We start from the raw sequence: 15,995 nt of genomic DNA on the forward strand, positions 1-15,995 counted from the left end.
TCTGTTCATATCTGTTCACATTGTGCCGTAAGCCATTCATCCTGACCAGTGTTGCCGTTCACATTTGCGAAATAAGATCCTCTGTAACTAAACCATATATTTACAGGGGCTATTATGCGGAAACTATGGAGGGCGCTGCTCAGACCGAGCGCACGTTGGTCAGTGTTGGCGCTGGTCGTCATCGGAATGGTGGTCGGTATCGCGCTGATCGTCTTACCGCACGTTGGCATTAAATTAACCAGTTCAACCGAATTTTGCGTGAGCTGCCACAGCATGCAGCCGGTTTATGAAGAATATAAACAGTCTGCGCATTTTCAGAATGCCTCCGGGGTGCGCGCAGAGTGTCATGATTGCCACATTCCATCCGATATCCCTGGCATGGTGAAACGTAAGCTGGAGGCCAGCAACGATATTTACCAGACCTTTGTTGCCCACTCTATTGATACTCCTGAGAAATTCGAAGCCAAACGTGCCGAGCTGGCGGAGCGCGAATGGGCGCGAATGAAAGAGAACAACTCCGCGACCTGTCGTTCCTGTCATAACTATGATGCGATGGATCACGCGAAACAGCACCCTGAAGCTGCGCGTCAGATGAAGATTGCGGCCAAGGACAATCAATCCTGTATTGACTGCCATAAAGGTATTGCGCATCAGCTTCCCGATATGAGCAGCGGTTTCCGCAAGCAGTTTGACCAGTTACGCGCCAACGCAAACGACGATGGCGATACGCTCTATTCCCTGGACATCAAACCTATTTATGCCGCCAAAGGGGATAAAGAACCTGCGGGCTCACTGCTGCCTGCTTCTGAAGTAAAAGTGTTAAAGCGTGACGGCGACTGGCTGCAAATTGAGATTGTGGGCTGGACAGAGAGTAACGGGCGTCAGCGCGTGCTGGCGCAATTGCCAGGTAAACGCATTTTTGTGGCCTCCATTCGTGGCGACATTCAGCAGCACGTGAAAACCCTGGAGCAAACGACCGTCGCGGAAACGAACACGCAGTGGAGCAAGCTGCAGGCCACCGCCTGGATGCAGAAGGGCGATATGGTTAACGACATTAAGCCAATCTGGGCTTATGCCGACTCGCTCTATAACGGAACCTGTAACCAGTGCCACGGCGCACCTGAGAAAGAACACTTTGACGCCAACGGCTGGATTGGCACGTTGAACGGCATGATTGGATTTACCAGTCTGGATAAACGTGAAGAACGTACCTTACTGAAATATTTGCAGATGAATGCCTCTGACACCACGGACAAGCCGCATGGCGATAAGGGAGAAAGCAATGAAAAATAACGATCTCTTTCAGGCATCTCGCCGTCGTTTTCTACTGCAGTTGGGCGGCTTGACCGTCGCTGGTATGTTAGGACCTTCGCTGCTCACACCGCGCAGCGCCAACGCCGCAGAGGTGCAGGGAACTGGCGTCAAAGAGGGGATCCTGACCGGATCTCACTGGGGGGCAATCCGCGCCACCGTGGTTGATGGGCGTTTTATTGAAGCCAAACCGTTTGAGCGTGATAAGTACCCGTCAAAAATGATCGCCGGACTGCCGGATCACGTGCATGGTGGGGCGCGTATTCGCTATCCAATGGTCCGCGTCGACTGGTTGCGTAAACGCCATCAGAGCGATACCACGCAGCGTGGAGATAACCGCTTTGTGCGCGTTTCGTGGGATGAAGCGCTGGACTTCTTCTATCAGGAGCTGGAGCGAATTCAGAAGACCTATGGCCCGAGCGCGCTGCTGACGGCCAGCGGTTGGCAATCAACCGGCATGTTCCATAACGCCTCGGGGATGCTGGCGCGCGCCATTGCGCTGCACGGCAACAGCGTAAGTACCGGGGGCGACTATTCCACTGGTGCAGCCCAGGTGATTCTGCCGCGCGTGGTCGGGTCAATGGAGGTATATGAACAGCAGACCTCATGGCCGCTGGTGCTGAAAAACAGCAAAACGATTGTGCTGTGGGGTTCCGACCTGATTAAAAACCAGCAGGCGAACTGGTGGTGCCCGGATCATGATGTTTATGAATACTACGAACAACTGAAAGAAAAAGTGGCGCGCGGCGAGATCTCGGTTATCAGCGTTGATCCGGTCATCACCTCGACGCACGACTACCTGGGCCGCGACAAGGTTAAACACGTCGCTGTGAATCCGCAGGCCGATGTGCCGCTACAGCTGGCGCTGGCGCACACACTTTATACCGAGAAGCTCTACGATAAGCATTTTCTCGATAACTACTGCGTTGGGTTTGAGCAGTTTCTGCCATATCTGCTGGGGGAAAGTGACGGACAGCCTAAAGATGCCCAGTGGGCGGAAAAAATATGCGGGATTGATGCCGATACGATTCGTGAACTGGCGCGGCAAATGGCGGGCGGAAGAACGCAGATTATTGCCGGCTGGTGCGTCCAGCGTATGCAGCACGGGGAACAGTGGGCGTGGATGATCGTGGTGCTGGCCTCAATGCTTGGACAAATCGGCTTACCCGGCGGTGGCTTCGGCTTTGGCTGGCACTACAACGGCGCGGGCACGCCAAGCCGCAAAGGGATTATCCTGAGCGGTTTTTCTGGCTCCACCACCGTACCTCCTGTGCATGACAGCACTGATTATAAGGGGTACAGCAGCACCATCCCGATCGCGCGTTTTATCGATGCGATTCTTGAGCCGGGTAAACAAATTAACTGGAACGGCAAAACCGTTAAGTTGCCGCCGTTGAAGATGTGCGTTTTTGCCGGGACCAACCCTTTCCATCGTCACCAGCAGATCAATCGTATTATTGAGGGCTGGCGTAAGCTGGAAACCGTTATCGCCATCGATAATCAGTGGACCTCGACCTGTCGATTCGCTGACATCGTATTGCCCGCAACGACTCAGTTTGAGCGTAACGATCTTGACCAGTATGGCAACCACTCCAACCGCGGCATTATCGCCATGAAACAGTTGGTGCAGCCGCAATTTGAAGCACGTAATGATTTCGATATTTTCCGCGATCTCTGCCGCCGCTTTAATCGTGAAGAAGCCTTTACCGAAGGGCTGGATGAGATGGGGTGGCTGAAACGGATCTGGCAGGAAGGAAGCCAGCAGGGGAAAGGGCGCGGCGTTCATCTCCCCGCTTTTGACGTTTTCTGGAATCAGCAAGAGTACGTTGAATTCGAACATCCGCAGATGTTTGTACGTCATCAGGCATTCCGCGAAGACCCCGATCTTGAGCCGCTGGGCACGCCGAGCGGATTGATCGAAATTTTCTCGAAAACCATTGCCGGTATGCAGTATGACGACTGCCAGGGGCATCCGATGTGGTTTGAGAAAATCGAACGCTCACATGGTGGACCCGGGTCGCAGCGTTGGCCACTGCATCTGCAATCTGTTCACCCTGATTTCCGTCTGCACTCGCAGCTTTGTGAATCTGAAGCGCTGCGTAAGCATTATGCGGTAAGCGGTAAAGAGCCGGTGTTTATCAACCCGCAGGATGCCAGCGTCAGGGGGATTCGCAACGGTGATATTGTCCGTGTCTTTAACGCACGTGGACAAGTACTGGCCGGGGCGGTTGTCTCCGATCTCTACTCGCCAGGCGTGGCGCGTATTCATGAAGGTGCCTGGTACGACCCTGATAACGGCGGAGAAACTGGGGCGCTGTGTAAATACGGCAATCCAAACGTATTAACAATCGATATCGGCACGTCTCAACTGGCACAGGCGACCAGCGCTCATACCACGCTGGTGGAAATTGAGAAATATACCGGCAAGGTGGATAACGTGACGGCGTTCAGCGGCCCGATAAAAATGGTGGCGCAGTGCGAATATGTTCCGGCGGAGAAGGTATCGTCATGATAAAACACTCTTCCCTTACAACAGAACAGATGGCCTGCGTTTACGCCTGGCTGGCGCAGTTGTTTTCCCGGGAACGTGACGATGACAGCCTGGCACTTTTGCAGTCCAGCGAAATGGCTGAGTGGTTCGCGGTGCTAAAAGGTGAACCGTCGCTTGAAGCGGAAGTCCTTCAGTTGGAGGAGAAAATTGCTGCGCTTCAGGTGCGTGAGGACGCAACCCTCGAACTGGCGGCTGATTTTTGTAGCCTGTTTCTGATGACGGAAAAACACGCGGCGTTACCCTATGCGTCGGCCCATCTTGAAGGAGGGCCGAATTACGGGGTCATTAAACGATTGTTAGCCGATGCTGGCATGCAGGTAAGCGAAACGTTTAGCGAGTCAGCCGATCATCTGGCAATTTTTATCGAACTGCTGAGTCATCTGCATTTTTCTCTGGGAGAGTCCGGGTTTAGCCGCCAGCGTATTGATGCGCTGCGCAGAGAAACGCTGGCGGGGCTGTTACGCTGGTTACCGGAATTCACCGCCAAATGCCGCCGCTATGATGACTTTGGTTTCTATGGCGCGCTGAGTCAGCTGTTGCTGGCACTGGTCAGGCTGGATATTCAGAACTGAGTGATGGCCTAAGCCACAGAACAACGGGAATGCATTCGCTCTAATGCTTGTCATTTTAACGAAAATGAATGGCCGTAATGAGTAACTGAGAGTGGGACATCCGGAGGCAATGAATCTGTTGCCTCCGGTATATTGCTACATTTACCGCTGAGGTGAACGGAACCCTGAGCAAGCATCACATGTTCTCAAGAATGCTTAACTTATAAACGTTAGTGCAAATTCGCCCCCATTTTGACCCTATCACCGCACAACCAGCACGGGACATTTTGCATGGCGTACTACGGCAGCAGCCGTTGAACCCAGCAGATAAGTGCTAAAACCAGGCTTATGTGAGGCAATAACAATAAGCTCAGCGTCTACCGCTTCCGCCAGTTTGAGGATCTGATCCTTCGGCGGGCCGTAAACGACGTGAGTCTGACTCCTGCCTGCAGGAATATTGAACTGCTTAATAATCTCTTCGAGTTTTTCGCTGGCCTTGGCCTGCAGACCGCTTCTGTCCGGGAATTCTGTTGAGTAAGCCAGCCCCAGCGAGGCATAGAACGGAACGGTAGGAATAACGGCTAAAAAGTGGACCTTAGCGGTTTTGGCATGCGCCAGGACCTGTGGAACAACATGGCGGGTTAAATCGGTTTCAGAGATATCAATGGGTACCAGAATTGAGCGATACATATTCACTACCTCCTGTTTGTTTACCTCTACCCAGAGTGTAGCGAAAATCGAATCTGTATAATAAGTGACCAGATCAAGGTTGCATGCATAAATGCGCGTCAATGATAGGTGTGTGTCACAACTCTTGTCGTGAATGTATATCTGAGCACAACCACAAGAGGGGTATCTTCATTAATACGTGTTATCACGTAATAGAAAAGGGTTCGTTTTTATGTTTTTTCATTGTATATTTTATTATATAGCGACTATTGCCAAGGGCATAATTTTAATGCCATTCAGCACTCATTAAATTTTTATTCTGACGTTTCCATGATTAATGGTTAATTAAACCTTGGGCTTGGTTCAATCCTCTGATTTTAAAAAGGTATTTTATATTTAATTTCGTTCTTATTAATTATGCGAGCGCCTTCAAACTTACCCACATGCTGATTCTCATTTCCCTCTGCGTTTGATGAATATCAATAAGTAGCCGCGTTAGGGTAATTATTGTCTACCCATTAAAGGGTATTCGTCTTGTGGGAATAAAAGATGAGAAAAATAAATAAAACCATCCTCGGGACGATGCTGCTGTGCATTGTTCTTGGTGCTGTTATCGTTTTGGCAGGGCAATGGACGTTGCACAAAACCTCAAGCACGGAATTCTGTTTATCGTGCCATACGATGCAAGCACCGTATGAGGAATATACCGGTTCGGTTCACTTTCAGAATCAGAAAGGTATTCGTGCAGAGTGTGCTGATTGTCATATCCCCCAGGGCGGCCTGGATTATCTGGTGGCTAAACTGCGGGCCTCAAAAGATGTTTATCATCAGTTCATAACCAAAAAAATCGATACCCCAGAAAAATTTGAAGAACACCGTCTGGAAATGGCGCAAACCGTTTGGGCACAGCTAAAAGCGAGCGATTCTGCGACCTGCCGTAGCTGTCACAGCATGGACGCGATGGATCTTGCCGCACAACGCGCAGAGGCCCAGAAAATGCACAAAATGGGCATTGAGGAAAAGCAAACCTGTATTGATTGCCACAAAGGCGTCGCCCATTTTCCACCTGAAATAAAAATGGATGACAGCGCGCTCAAAGGGCTTGAAGCGCAGTCCGCCTCCACCCCTGCTTCGGCAACAGAGCTTTATGCCGTAAGCAACACCGCGCTGGGCGATTTGGGAACCGTTTACCCGGCAACAAAAATGCAGGTTCTGAAAACAACGGACAATACGCGACAGGTCGAGATTCGCGGTAGCCAGATGCAGGGAAATGAACAGGTCATTTACTACGCGGCAGGACAGCGTTTGATTCTTGCCAGCCTGAGTGAAAAAGGTCAGCAATCGCTGAAGATCCTCTCCGACTGGAAAAAAGATGATTACGGCAATGTGTGGCGAGATGTCGTGCTGCAGGGTGAATGGAGCGGTTCCGCTCTCGCCAGCCGTGAACTGATGTGGGATTACGCACGCAAACTCGACAATGTGTACTGCGCGGGCTGCCATGCGCCAATTCCGGCGAATCATTTCACGCTCAACGCCTGGCCTTCAGTAGCAAAAGGGATGGGCGCTCGCACCAATATCAGTGAAAACGAACTGGATATCCTGAGCCGTTACTTCCAGTACAACGCTAAAGACATGAACAAATAAGCGATAAATCAGGAGAAATCATGAAACTCACAAGACGTGACTTTATTAAGACGGCTGGCGCGGCAACCGGGACAATGGCGATTTCTTCGGTGATCCCAATGCCGGCCTGGGCCGAAGGCCAAAATGGCGGAGCGATTCTGACGGCAGCACGTTGGGGCGCGGTATACGTGGAAGTAAAAGATGGCAAAGTGGTTTCCTCAAAAGGCGCGTTGCCTAAAACGGTGCCGAACTCGTTACAGCAAACCGCGCCGGATCAGGTCCATACCAATATCCGCGTAAAATATCCGATGGTGCGCAAAAGCTATCTGGAAAACCCGGGTAATGCGGATGGTAAACGTGGAAGCGATCCTTTCGTGCGGGTTAGCTGGGAGCAGGCACTGAAACTGATACATGAGCAGCATAGCCGGATCCGTAGCAGCTATGGCCCGGCGTCGATATTTGCTGGTTCTTATGGCTGGCGCTCCAGCGGCGTTCTGCATAAAGCGCAAACCTTACTGCAACGCTATATGAGCATGGCCGGTGGTTACGTAGGTCATACCGGAGATTATTCAACCGGTGCCGCGCAGGTGATCATGCCTTACGTTGTGGGATCGGTTGAAGTCTATGAGCAGCAAACCACCTGGCCGATGGTGCTTGAGCACAGTCAGGTCGTGGTGCTGTGGGGTATGAACCCGCTCAATACCCTCAAGATTGCCTGGAGCAGCACGGATGAACAGGGGATTGAATACTTTAATCTGCTGAAGAAATCAGGGAAAAGCGTCATCGCCATCGATCCGATGCGTTCCGAAACCATTGAGTTCTTTGGTGATAATGCGACCTGGATTGCGCCACATATGGGGACCGATGTGGCGATGATGTTAGGGATCGCCCATACGCTGGTGAAGAAAAATCTCCATGACAAAGCCTTCCTGGAAAAATACACCACCGGATATCCGCAGTTTGAAGAGTATTTGCTCGGCAAGAGCGACAAAATAGAGAAAACCGCCGAGTGGGCTTCCGGCGTGTGCGGCGTGCCTGCGGAGCAACTGGAGAAGCTGGCGGAAATTTTCTCCAGCAATAAAACCATGCTCATGGCGGGTTGGGGGATTCAGCGCCAGCAATACGGTGAGCAAAAACACTGGATGCTGGTGACTCTGGCGGCGATGCTGGGGCAAATTGGTACCGAAGGCGGTGGTTTCGGGTTCTCTTATCACTATTCCAACGGCGGTAACCCAACGCGTACCGGGGGGGTATTGCCAGCCATCTCCGCCCAAATTGAGGGTGGGTCATCTGCGGGTAACGACTGGGCGGTTTCCGATGCGGTGATCAGCCTGCCGGTAGCGCGAATTGTCGAAGCGCTGGAAAATCCAGGCGGCAAATATCAGCATAACGGTAAAGAGCAAACCTTCCCGGATATCAAAATGATCTGGTGGGCGGGCGGCGCTAACTTTACCCATCATCAGGATACTAACCGTTTAATCAAAGCCTGGCAGAAGCCTGAACTGGTTGTCATCTCTGAGTGCTACTGGACCGCAGCGGCCAAACATGCCGATATAGTCCTGCCGATCACCACGTCGTTTGAGCGCAACGATCTGACCATGACCGGTGATTACAGTAACCAACATCTGGTGCCGATGAAGCAGGTCATTGAGCCGCAGTTTGAAGCACGCAGTGATTTTGACGTATTTGCCGATCTGGCGGAGATGCTCAAGCCTGGCGGTAAGGCGGTCTACACCGAGGGCAAAGATGAAATGGCTTGGCTGAAGCAGTTCTATGATGCCGCACAAAAAGCCGCCCGCGCCCAGCGTATCGCCATGCCTCAGTTCAACGCGTTTTGGCAGCAAAACAAACTGATCGAAATGCGTGAGAATGAAAAGAATAACAAATATGTACGCTACGCGGATTTCCGCAGCGATCCGGTGATGAATGCGCTTGGAACGCCGAGCGGTAAGATAGAAATCTACTCAAAAACGATTGAAGGCTATCAATACAAAGATTGTCCGCCGCATGCGTCATGGATTGAACCCGATGAATGGAAAGGAACTGCGGATAAAGATCAACTGCAGCTACTGACGGCGCACCCGGCACATCGTCTGCATAGTCAGTTGAACTACGCTTCGCTGCGCAAAGAGTACGCGATTGCCAATCGTGAGCCGGTAACGATTCACCCGGATGATGCGAAAGCCAGAGGTATTGCCGAGGGCGATCTGGTACGCGTATGGAACGCGCGTGGACAGGTGCTGGTGGGGGCACACATCAGTGACGGTATCAAACCGGGAATCATCTGTATCCATGAAGGCGCATGGCCAGATATTGAGAACGGTATCTGCAAAAATGGCGGCGCGAACGTGCTGACGGCGGATATCCCAACCTCAAGGCTGGCGAATGGCTGCGCGGGGAATACCAGCCTGGTATACGCAGAGAAATTCACCGGCGAAGCGCCAAAACTCACCGTCTTTGATGAGCCAGCAATCGTCACTCTGTAATGATGGTTGAAAAGCGGGGGCCGTAAGGCTCCCGCTTTTTATTGCTGGTATGGCAATCTCTTATCGCCGTTACTTTGCCAGCACAATCACATCTCCCGTTGCCGGGGCGTCAGTTCCCGGTAGCCACAATCGACCCCACGAACCGGTGCAATGACAGCCGAGTAGTTTTTCTGGTTGTTGTAGCTTAATAAATTGTCGGGTTCGCCATAGCTTAGCGGGGGAGGCGGTGCGTAAATGGAACCCACCGACGAGGGCGTAAATTTGGTTAACGCCGGTGATGTTTTGGCAATGGCGTACGATATTCTCTATTCCCCGATGCCCGCATCCGGTAATGATGACTAACCCGCGATCAGATTTATAGATCAATACGCCTTCGTCGCTGATGTAATCCGGTTGAGGTGTTTTCTCGCTAATAACGCCATAGGCCTGTGGAGTGGCGACACTAATTTCGCCGGACCACAAAAATCGATCGCTGATCGCCAACGGTTCACGGGTGTATTCCATGATTAGTCGAGAGTAGTCGTTATCACGCGAGAGTTTTTTTATTTTTCTTGGCGTTCCCGCCAGGGTTATTGAGGCGTACCGCTCGCAGGCTATTTGGGGATGGCAAATGATACGACTGTTATCCGCCAGCCACGGCACGCCGCCACAGTGATCGTAATGGCCGTGCGAAAGAACCACGGCGGTCAATTGCGTCAGGTCTACGCCCATTTGCGCGGCATTAAGTATGAAGCTGTCGTCCGGGCCGGTATCAAATAGTATGGTGGTGGTTTCATCCTGAACTAACAGACTTAATCCAGGCTTTGCCCGTAATGATTTATCTGCGCTCGCAGCGCGCCTGTTTTCAAGCAATACCGTGAGGGTTAATGCCATGCCTGACTCCAGTATTAAAACGACATACTGTAATACATGACCGTTGAGAGCGCTGTGATCGCAGCGCTCTTTGTGCTGACTTAGCGGTGATAGTAATGGCCGTCATCATCGGAGTGATGGTGACGATGCCGCCACGCATGCTGGTTCTCCCTTTGCTCGCGCTCCTGGCGTTCATGCTCTTTATCACGGTTGGCTTCACGGTTTTTGTGATTAGCGATCGCCGTGGCAACTGCTGCGGCCCCAATACCAGCAGCGGCTGCAGAAAGGTAAGGATGTTCGGCACAGCCCGACAGACTAGCCATAATAACCAACGTGGAAATCAGTTTTTTCATTGTGGCGGTATCCGTTACTCGCGCACAATTTTGCCAGCATTCCCGGCATCGCTGTCATTCCAGCTACCGCGACCATTCGTTTTAATGGTGTAAGTGGCATAGCCGACACGGAAAGTCATCGTATCCTGATAGGTATTTACGTCACGCACTTCATTACCATTGACGTACACGCTGGAACCCTCGACGTGAATATCAACGCTGCGTTGACCATTGGCAAATTTGGCTACGTAATTTCCGCTGAATTTGCCGTAAATATCGGCATTATCGTGGTTATCCCGGTCAGCGGTATTTTGCTGCTCTTCACCATGACGATGATGACGGCTCTGCTGGCTGTTGCCGTTCTCAATAAAGCCATGATCGCGGTTCCACTGATAGGATTTATTGATATCGCAGCCATTGAGTTCACTCATTTGCGTACAACCTGAATGTTCATACTTTTTCTGCATTGCCGGGGTAATTGCGCATGCTGTTGTGGCCGTTGTCAGGCTGAGGACAAAGAGGGTCAGCAGACGTTTTTTCATTTTTTGCTCACTATCATCATTAAGTTTATTTATAGGAATACGAACTGTTCGAGTGTCATGTTTACGACGACGGCAGTCTCCCATTAAATATTAATGACGCATACCAGGGGTAATCCTAATTTATATTAATGGTGAGAGCGTGGGGGCTGTAATATGCAACATTACAAGCAGGTGAATTACGTATTTTATACAAGTAAGATAAAACGCTTAATTATATTTACTTTTTAATGAAGTGTTTAAAGAAATATTAATATTGACATTAACGGCAGGAACGCAGGCTTGTAAATGGACAGGCCTGCGTGGCGCGTTTTGTCCGCAATATTCATACATAGCGTATTGATGGACATTTTATTCAACACAGGACAACGTTACCCTTGCGCGGGGATCTGTGCACGGTGCTGCCTGGCCTGAACCTCATGGGCATATGAATGACCGTTATTCACTGACTGGTGAACGACCATCGCTTTTTCATGTTTATTCATTTGTGAAAAGGGGTGTGCCTGGGATGGCGTTGACGTTGAATTATTCGTCTGCGCGACGTGTTCTTGCGCCATTTGTTGATGTGCAGGGGCACTGCTGTTATTCATCATTTCATGGGCTGCTGCGGCCTGCTGATGCATTTTGGGTGTGTCTGCCGCATTAACGCCAGCTGAAATAAAAAACGCGATAGCGAAAAAAGAGGATATCTTATTCATCATATTTCTCCTGTTTGGGTTTACGGAAGAAATTATAATTGGTGAGGGCTGTCAGCGGCGTGACAGGACTATGACGGTTATGTCAGAGAATCGGTGATGATATATATCGTTCATACTTCAAGCTGCATATGCGTTGGCTGCGCTCGTTCACCCCAGTCATTTACTTAAGTAAGTGACCGGGGATTCCCTCTCTTGCCGCCTTCCTGCAACTCGAATTGTTTAAGGTATCAACGCCATTATCATAAATTACATCGCATGCTTGGGCAGCGTCAGAATAAAACGGGTGGCAAGCTGATCGGATGTCACCGAGACTTTCCCCTGATGGGCGATAACAATCGATTTCACAATCGCCAGGCCAATACCGCTGCCTTCGCCTTTACGCTGTCGCGAAGGGTCAACCCGATAAAACCGATCAAATAGCCGCGATAGATGCTGTGGGGGAATGGGGGGGCCGGGATTTTCCACGACTATCTGGACCAGGCCATCCGCCTCTTTCACCCGCACGGTTACCGACTCGCCTTTTGGCGTGTAGCGCATGGCATTTGAAAGCAGATTACTCATTGCCCGGCGTAGCATTAACGGATCGCCTGAAACCCAGCATGCGCGTCCTTCAAAACGTAAGCCAACCTCGCGCTCTTCTGCCCAGGCTTCGAAAAAATCGAACACTTTACCAACCTCATCGGCCAGATTAAGCGCTGTCTTTTCCGGGATAAGCTGATTGTTGTCTGCCTGCGCCAGAAACAGCATGTCGCTTACCATTTTCGACATACGACCAAACTCTTCAAGATTGGAATACAGCACGTCTTCCAGCTCTTTTTGGCTACGGGGTTGGCTGAGCGCAATTTCCGTTTGTGTGACCAGGTTGGTTATTGGCGTGCGGATCTCATGGGCAATATCTGCCGAGAAGTTCGACTGACGTTTAAATACATCCTCGATGCGTTCGATCATGTGATTAAACGAACTTACCAGTTGTTCCAGTTCAATAGGGACCGCTTGCGGATCGAGGCGCACATCAAGATCTTTTGAGGTGATATTTTGGATGCGCCGACTGACATTACGGATCGGTTCATGGCCTTTATACACAGCGAACAGCACGATAAATACAATCATCATGCTAATCAGCGATGCCGTCATAATCAGTTTGTTTTTCAGGTCGTTAATATAGTGCAGATGAAAATCGATCGATAACGCCAGATACAGCGTATACGCCGCTTTTCCATCAGTCAGCTTTCCTACCGGCAGGCGAATCATTCGCCAGTTAGACGACGTTTTTTGTCCGTGAATATGTTTGGCCGTTTGCAGTGTTGGGCCGGATATAATAAAAACATCGCTGGCATGGGCATTTTTATCCGGTCTTGCGCTAGCGATAAATTGCCGGAGATCCGGCGCATTTGGCGAATGAAAAATGGCTTTCTGCTTACTATCTTCCAGAGAAATAATGACGTTCGAGTAGCCCTCAACCACGTTTTTTAGCGTTTCCAGACGGCGTGATTCCGGCTCGTTGGGTTGGTTAATAATCCGCTCCAGCGTGGCGCTGATCTCTTGTAAATCATTGATGTCCTGCTCGGCGAAATGGACCTTCACGGAGTGGATCATTATCCATGCAAAGGCGAAAAATGAAGCGATCGTCGCCAGACTGATAAAAAAGGTCAGTCGTGTCGCCAGCGAAAAAGGGCGCCGCCATCGTTTACTGGGCATCAGGAACCTCAAGCATATATCCCACGCCGCGTACGGTCTGAATCAGTTTCGGCTCAAAATCGTTATCAATTTTGGCGCGCAGACGCTTAACGGCGACGTCGATGGCATTGGTATCGCTGTCAAAATTCATATCCCAGACCTGGGAAGCGATCAGTGAGCGGGGTAAAACTTCCCCTTGATGACGCAGGAAAAACTCAAGCAGCGTAAACTCTTTGCTGGTCAGGGTAATACGCGTCCCGCTGCGGGTGACTTTTCTGCTGACCAGATCGACCATTAAATCCGCGACCTGAAACTGGCTTTCGACAATCACCGCCGCCCCGCGGCGCAGCAGCGTTCTGACCCGCGCCAGCAGTTCGGCGAAGGCGAACGGTTTGACCAGATAATCATCAGCGCCTAATTCCAGACCTTTAACCCGATGTTCAATGGTACCCAGCGCGGTGAGGAGAAGAATGGGCATCCCTTTGTTAGCGGAACGCAGCATCCGTACGATATCCCAGCCGTTTACATCCGGCAGCATGATGTCGAGTATGAGCAGGTCGTAATCGCCGGTCATCGCCAGGTGGTACCCGTTCAGGCCGTTATCCGCTAAATCCACGACAAAACCCGCTTCCGTCAGGCCTTTCGTCAGGTATTCACCGGTTTTTTTCTCATCTTCGACTATCAACACCTTCATCGCATTCTCCTTCTCACACGGGTTGTGCGGACTTTCAATTCTAGGGAAGCGGGATCGGATAGCAATCGGTTATTGGGAAAATGACAGTTTTGTCATTTTCCTGTCACCGCTTAAACAGAGTCACTTCGTTAAAGTACAACACTATAAATTCCTACATTTTTTAGGGCCATCAGTCCGGTCAGGACGAGAAGAACTATGAGCAAATTTAAGCTTCTTACCCTCAGCGCTGTATTCGTTCTCGCCGGTTGTTCATTGGCGCCGGACTATCAGCGTCCGACATTGCCTGTACCGCAGCAATTCTCCTTAAGCCAGAACGCCCTGGTTTCTGCACCGGTGGGATATCAGGACACGGGCTGGCGGAGCTTCTTCGTTGACTCCCAGGTAAAGGCGCTGATTGGCGAGGCGCTGGTCAATAACCGCGATTTACGTATGGCAGTGCTAAAAGTTCAGGAAGCGAGAGCGCAATATGGCGTCACGGACGCTGATCGCTATCCGCAAATCACGGCAGGTTCCAGTGGTACTTACAGCGGCAAATTAAAAGGCGATAGCAGCACCGATCGTGAATTCGAAGCTGGACTCAATCTCAGTTTCGATCTGGACTTCTTTGGTCGGCTGAAAAATATGAGTGAAGCCGAGCGACAGAACTTCTTTGCCAGCGAAGAGGCGCGTCGGGCGGTACACATCTCATTAATCTCCAACGTATCGCAAAGTTATTTCAATCAGCGTCTGGCTTATGCACAACTGCAAATTGCCGAAGAAACGCTGCAAAACTATCAGCGTTCTTACGCTTTTGTTGAGAAGCAGTTGCTGACCGGAAGCACCAACGTACTGGCGCTGGAACAGGCGCGGGGCGTGATTGAAAGCACGCGCAGCGAAATCGCGAAGCGTAAAGGTGAACTGGCGCAGGCCAACAACGCGCTGCAACTGTTGCTGGGTACGTACGGGAAATTACCCAACGACCAGATGCGCAGCAGCGGAGATATTAAACCAGTAACGCTGCCGCCGTCGCTCTCGTCGCAAATCCTGTTGCAGCGCCCGGATATTTTGGAAGCTGAACACGGATTAATGGCGGCGAATGCCAATATCGGCGCCGCACGGGCAGCGTTTTTCCCGTCGATTACCTTGACCAGTTCGGTTTCCAGCAGCAGCAGCGATCTCTCCAGCTTATTTAATGCGACCAGCGGCATGTGGAATTTTGTCCCCAAAATTGATATTCCCATTTTTAACGCCGGACGTAATCAGTCCAATCTCGACCTCGCTGAAATTCGCCAACAGCAGTCGGTGGTGAATTACGAACAAAAAATTCAGAACGCGTTTAAAGAGGTGGCGGATGCGCTGGTGTTGCGCCAAAGCATTGCCGATCAAATTAGCGGTCAGCAGCGCTACCTGACGTCATTGCAAATCACCTTACAACGCGCCAGAGCGCTTTATCAAAATGGTGCGGTTAGCTACATCGAAGTACTGGACGCCGAACGTTCTTTATTCGCTACGCAGCAATCGCTGCTCGATCTTAATTACGCCCAACAGGTTAATGAAATTAAGCTGTTTGCTGCCTTAGGCGGCGGTTGGGTGGAGTAATCCTTAATATTAACTTTTCAGGAGCATCAAGTATGAATACTACCGCCAAAGCCGTGTTGTTTAGCTTTTTCTCTGTGGTCATGTTTAACGCTCAGGCCAATGAGCATCAGCATGGCGAGATGATGAACATGCAGCCAGCGGCCCAACAGGAAGACGTCATTAGCGCCACCGGGATGATTGAAGCTATTGATAAAGAAAGTAAAAAAATCACGATCAAGCATGATCCCATTCCCGCGGTGAACTGGCCTGCCATGACGATGCGTTTTACGCGGGTTGCCGACACCAAGGCTGACGATATTAAACCCGGCGATAAGGTTGCGTTTACGTTTGTTCAGCAGGGAAATATCTCTGTGTTACGCGATATTCACATCAGTAAATAACGTTCTCGCTGGTCTCTTTTATTCTTGCCCGAATTCTTCGAAATTCGGGTGAGA

The 15,995-nt window shown here is 50.7% G+C and carries 14 protein-coding genes; 7 read left to right on the forward strand and 7 right to left on the reverse strand.

Annotated elements, in window-relative coordinates; all coding sequences use genetic code 11:
• Positions 1 to 114 precede the first annotated feature (114 nt).
• The 3 genes from torC to torD are packed head-to-tail and all read left to right on the forward strand — an operon-like array spanning position 115 to position 4,434.
• Entirely contained in the window at positions 115 to 1,293 is a 1,179-nt protein-coding gene (gene torC / locus N0B36_RS01585) for a pentaheme c-type cytochrome TorC (RefSeq protein ID WP_016152138.1), read from the forward strand.
• Complete coding sequence (gene torA, locus N0B36_RS01590; RefSeq protein WP_016152139.1) at positions 1,283 to 3,823, forward strand: trimethylamine-N-oxide reductase TorA; 2,541 nt, start codon at positions 1,283 to 1,285, stop codon at positions 3,821 to 3,823. Before torC ends, torA begins: the two co-directional genes overlap by 11 nt.
• Entirely contained in the window at positions 3,820 to 4,434 is a 615-nt protein-coding gene (gene torD / locus N0B36_RS01595; RefSeq protein WP_191220270.1) for a molecular chaperone TorD, read from the forward strand. The genes torA and torD overlap by 4 nt, the downstream gene beginning before the upstream one ends.
• Before the next feature lie 240 nt (positions 4,435 to 4,674).
• On the opposite strand, the gene uspF is transcribed toward torD, so the two are convergent.
• Positions 4,675 to 5,103, reverse strand: coding sequence for a universal stress protein UspF (uspF, locus tag N0B36_RS01600; protein WP_016152141.1), 429 nt, complete (start codon positions 5,101 to 5,103; stop codon positions 4,675 to 4,677).
• A 528-nt stretch (positions 5,104 to 5,631) separates the two neighbouring features.
• Here uspF and N0B36_RS01605 point away from each other — a divergent pair.
• Entirely contained in the window at positions 5,632 to 6,726 is a 1,095-nt protein-coding gene (locus tag N0B36_RS01605) for a NapC/NirT family cytochrome c (RefSeq protein WP_259685766.1), read from the forward strand.
• Positions 6,727 to 6,746: 20 nt separating this feature from the next.
• The gene (locus N0B36_RS01610) at positions 6,747 to 9,191 is read left to right on the forward strand and encodes a trimethylamine-N-oxide reductase 2 (protein ID WP_259685768.1); all 2,445 of its coding nucleotides are present in this window, start codon (positions 6,747 to 6,749) and stop codon (positions 9,189 to 9,191) included.
• Between the two features lie 69 nt (positions 9,192 to 9,260).
• Here N0B36_RS01610 and N0B36_RS01615 read toward each other — a convergent pair whose 3' ends face one another.
• From N0B36_RS01615 to cusR, 6 genes are all read right to left on the reverse strand, one after another.
• Positions 9,261 to 10,064 (reverse strand): MBL fold metallo-hydrolase, encoded by an 804-nt coding sequence (locus N0B36_RS01615; protein ID WP_259685774.1) that lies wholly within the window; start codon positions 10,062 to 10,064, stop codon positions 9,261 to 9,263.
• An 80-nt stretch (positions 10,065 to 10,144) separates the two neighbouring features.
• Positions 10,145 to 10,396, reverse strand: a complete 252-nt coding sequence (locus N0B36_RS01620) for a membrane lipoprotein lipid attachment site-containing protein (RefSeq protein ID WP_016155920.1) — start codon at positions 10,394 to 10,396, stop codon at positions 10,145 to 10,147.
• A 14-nt stretch (positions 10,397 to 10,410) separates the two neighbouring features.
• A complete protein-coding gene (locus tag N0B36_RS01625) occupies positions 10,411 to 10,917 on the reverse strand; it encodes a hypothetical protein (RefSeq protein ID WP_259685778.1) in 507 nt (168 codons plus the stop codon).
• Positions 10,918 to 11,285: 368 nt separating this feature from the next.
• Positions 11,286 to 11,612, reverse strand: a complete 327-nt coding sequence (locus N0B36_RS01630; RefSeq protein ID WP_311044821.1) for a copper-binding protein — start codon at positions 11,610 to 11,612, stop codon at positions 11,286 to 11,288.
• A 246-nt stretch (positions 11,613 to 11,858) separates the two neighbouring features.
• The gene (locus N0B36_RS01635; protein WP_141874940.1) at positions 11,859 to 13,310 is read right to left on the reverse strand and encodes a Cu(+)/Ag(+) sensor histidine kinase; all 1,452 of its coding nucleotides are present in this window, start codon (positions 13,308 to 13,310) and stop codon (positions 11,859 to 11,861) included.
• A complete protein-coding gene (gene cusR / locus N0B36_RS01640; RefSeq protein WP_016152149.1) occupies positions 13,300 to 13,983 on the reverse strand; it encodes a copper response regulator transcription factor CusR in 684 nt (227 codons plus the stop codon). The genes N0B36_RS01635 and cusR overlap by 11 nt, the downstream gene beginning before the upstream one ends.
• A gap of 195 nt (positions 13,984 to 14,178) precedes the next feature.
• Between cusR and N0B36_RS01645 the strand changes: the two genes are divergently transcribed.
• A complete protein-coding gene (locus tag N0B36_RS01645; protein ID WP_016155924.1) occupies positions 14,179 to 15,561 on the forward strand; it encodes an efflux transporter outer membrane subunit in 1,383 nt (460 codons plus the stop codon).
• A 32-nt stretch (positions 15,562 to 15,593) separates the two neighbouring features.
• A complete protein-coding gene (cusF, locus tag N0B36_RS01650) occupies positions 15,594 to 15,941 on the forward strand; it encodes a cation efflux system protein CusF (protein WP_259685788.1) in 348 nt (115 codons plus the stop codon).
• The last annotated feature ends 54 nt before the right edge of the window (positions 15,942 to 15,995 follow it).

It is taken from the genome of Citrobacter sp. XY323 (genome assembly GCF_025106035.1).
GTDB classification, from domain to species: Bacteria; Pseudomonadota; Gammaproteobacteria; order Enterobacterales; family Enterobacteriaceae; genus Citrobacter; species Citrobacter braakii.

Excerpts from the sequence above, each read along its gene's own strand:
- N0B36_RS01620 (WP_016155920.1), bottom strand. The coding sequence starts at position 10,396 with ATGAAAAAACTGATTTCCACGTTGGTTATTATGGCTAGTCTGTCGGGC.
- N0B36_RS01615 (WP_259685774.1), bottom strand. The coding sequence starts at position 10,064 with ATGGCATTAACCCTCACGGTATTGCTTGAAAACAGGCGCGCTGCGAGC.
- N0B36_RS01610 (WP_259685768.1), top strand. The coding sequence starts at position 6,747 with ATGAAACTCACAAGACGTGACTTTATTAAGACGGCTGGCGCGGCAACC.
- torA (WP_016152139.1), top strand. The coding sequence starts at position 1,283 with ATGAAAAATAACGATCTCTTTCAGGCATCTCGCCGTCGTTTTCTACTG.
- torD (WP_191220270.1), top strand. The coding sequence starts at position 3,820 with ATGATAAAACACTCTTCCCTTACAACAGAACAGATGGCCTGCGTTTAC.
- torC (WP_016152138.1), top strand. The coding sequence starts at position 115 with ATGCGGAAACTATGGAGGGCGCTGCTCAGACCGAGCGCACGTTGGTCA.
- cusF (WP_259685788.1), top strand. The coding sequence starts at position 15,594 with ATGAATACTACCGCCAAAGCCGTGTTGTTTAGCTTTTTCTCTGTGGTC.
- N0B36_RS01630 (WP_311044821.1), bottom strand. The coding sequence starts at position 11,612 with ATGAATAAGATATCCTCTTTTTTCGCTATCGCGTTTTTTATTTCAGCT.
- cusR (WP_016152149.1), bottom strand. The coding sequence starts at position 13,983 with ATGAAGGTGTTGATAGTCGAAGATGAGAAAAAAACCGGTGAATACCTG.
- uspF (WP_016152141.1), bottom strand. The coding sequence starts at position 5,103 with ATGTATCGCTCAATTCTGGTACCCATTGATATCTCTGAAACCGATTTA.
- N0B36_RS01645 (WP_016155924.1), top strand. The coding sequence starts at position 14,179 with ATGAGCAAATTTAAGCTTCTTACCCTCAGCGCTGTATTCGTTCTCGCC.
- N0B36_RS01635 (WP_141874940.1), bottom strand. The coding sequence starts at position 13,310 with ATGCCCAGTAAACGATGGCGGCGCCCTTTTTCGCTGGCGACACGACTG.
- N0B36_RS01625 (WP_259685778.1), bottom strand. The coding sequence starts at position 10,917 with ATGAAAAAACGTCTGCTGACCCTCTTTGTCCTCAGCCTGACAACGGCC.
- N0B36_RS01605 (WP_259685766.1), top strand. The coding sequence starts at position 5,632 with ATGAGAAAAATAAATAAAACCATCCTCGGGACGATGCTGCTGTGCATT.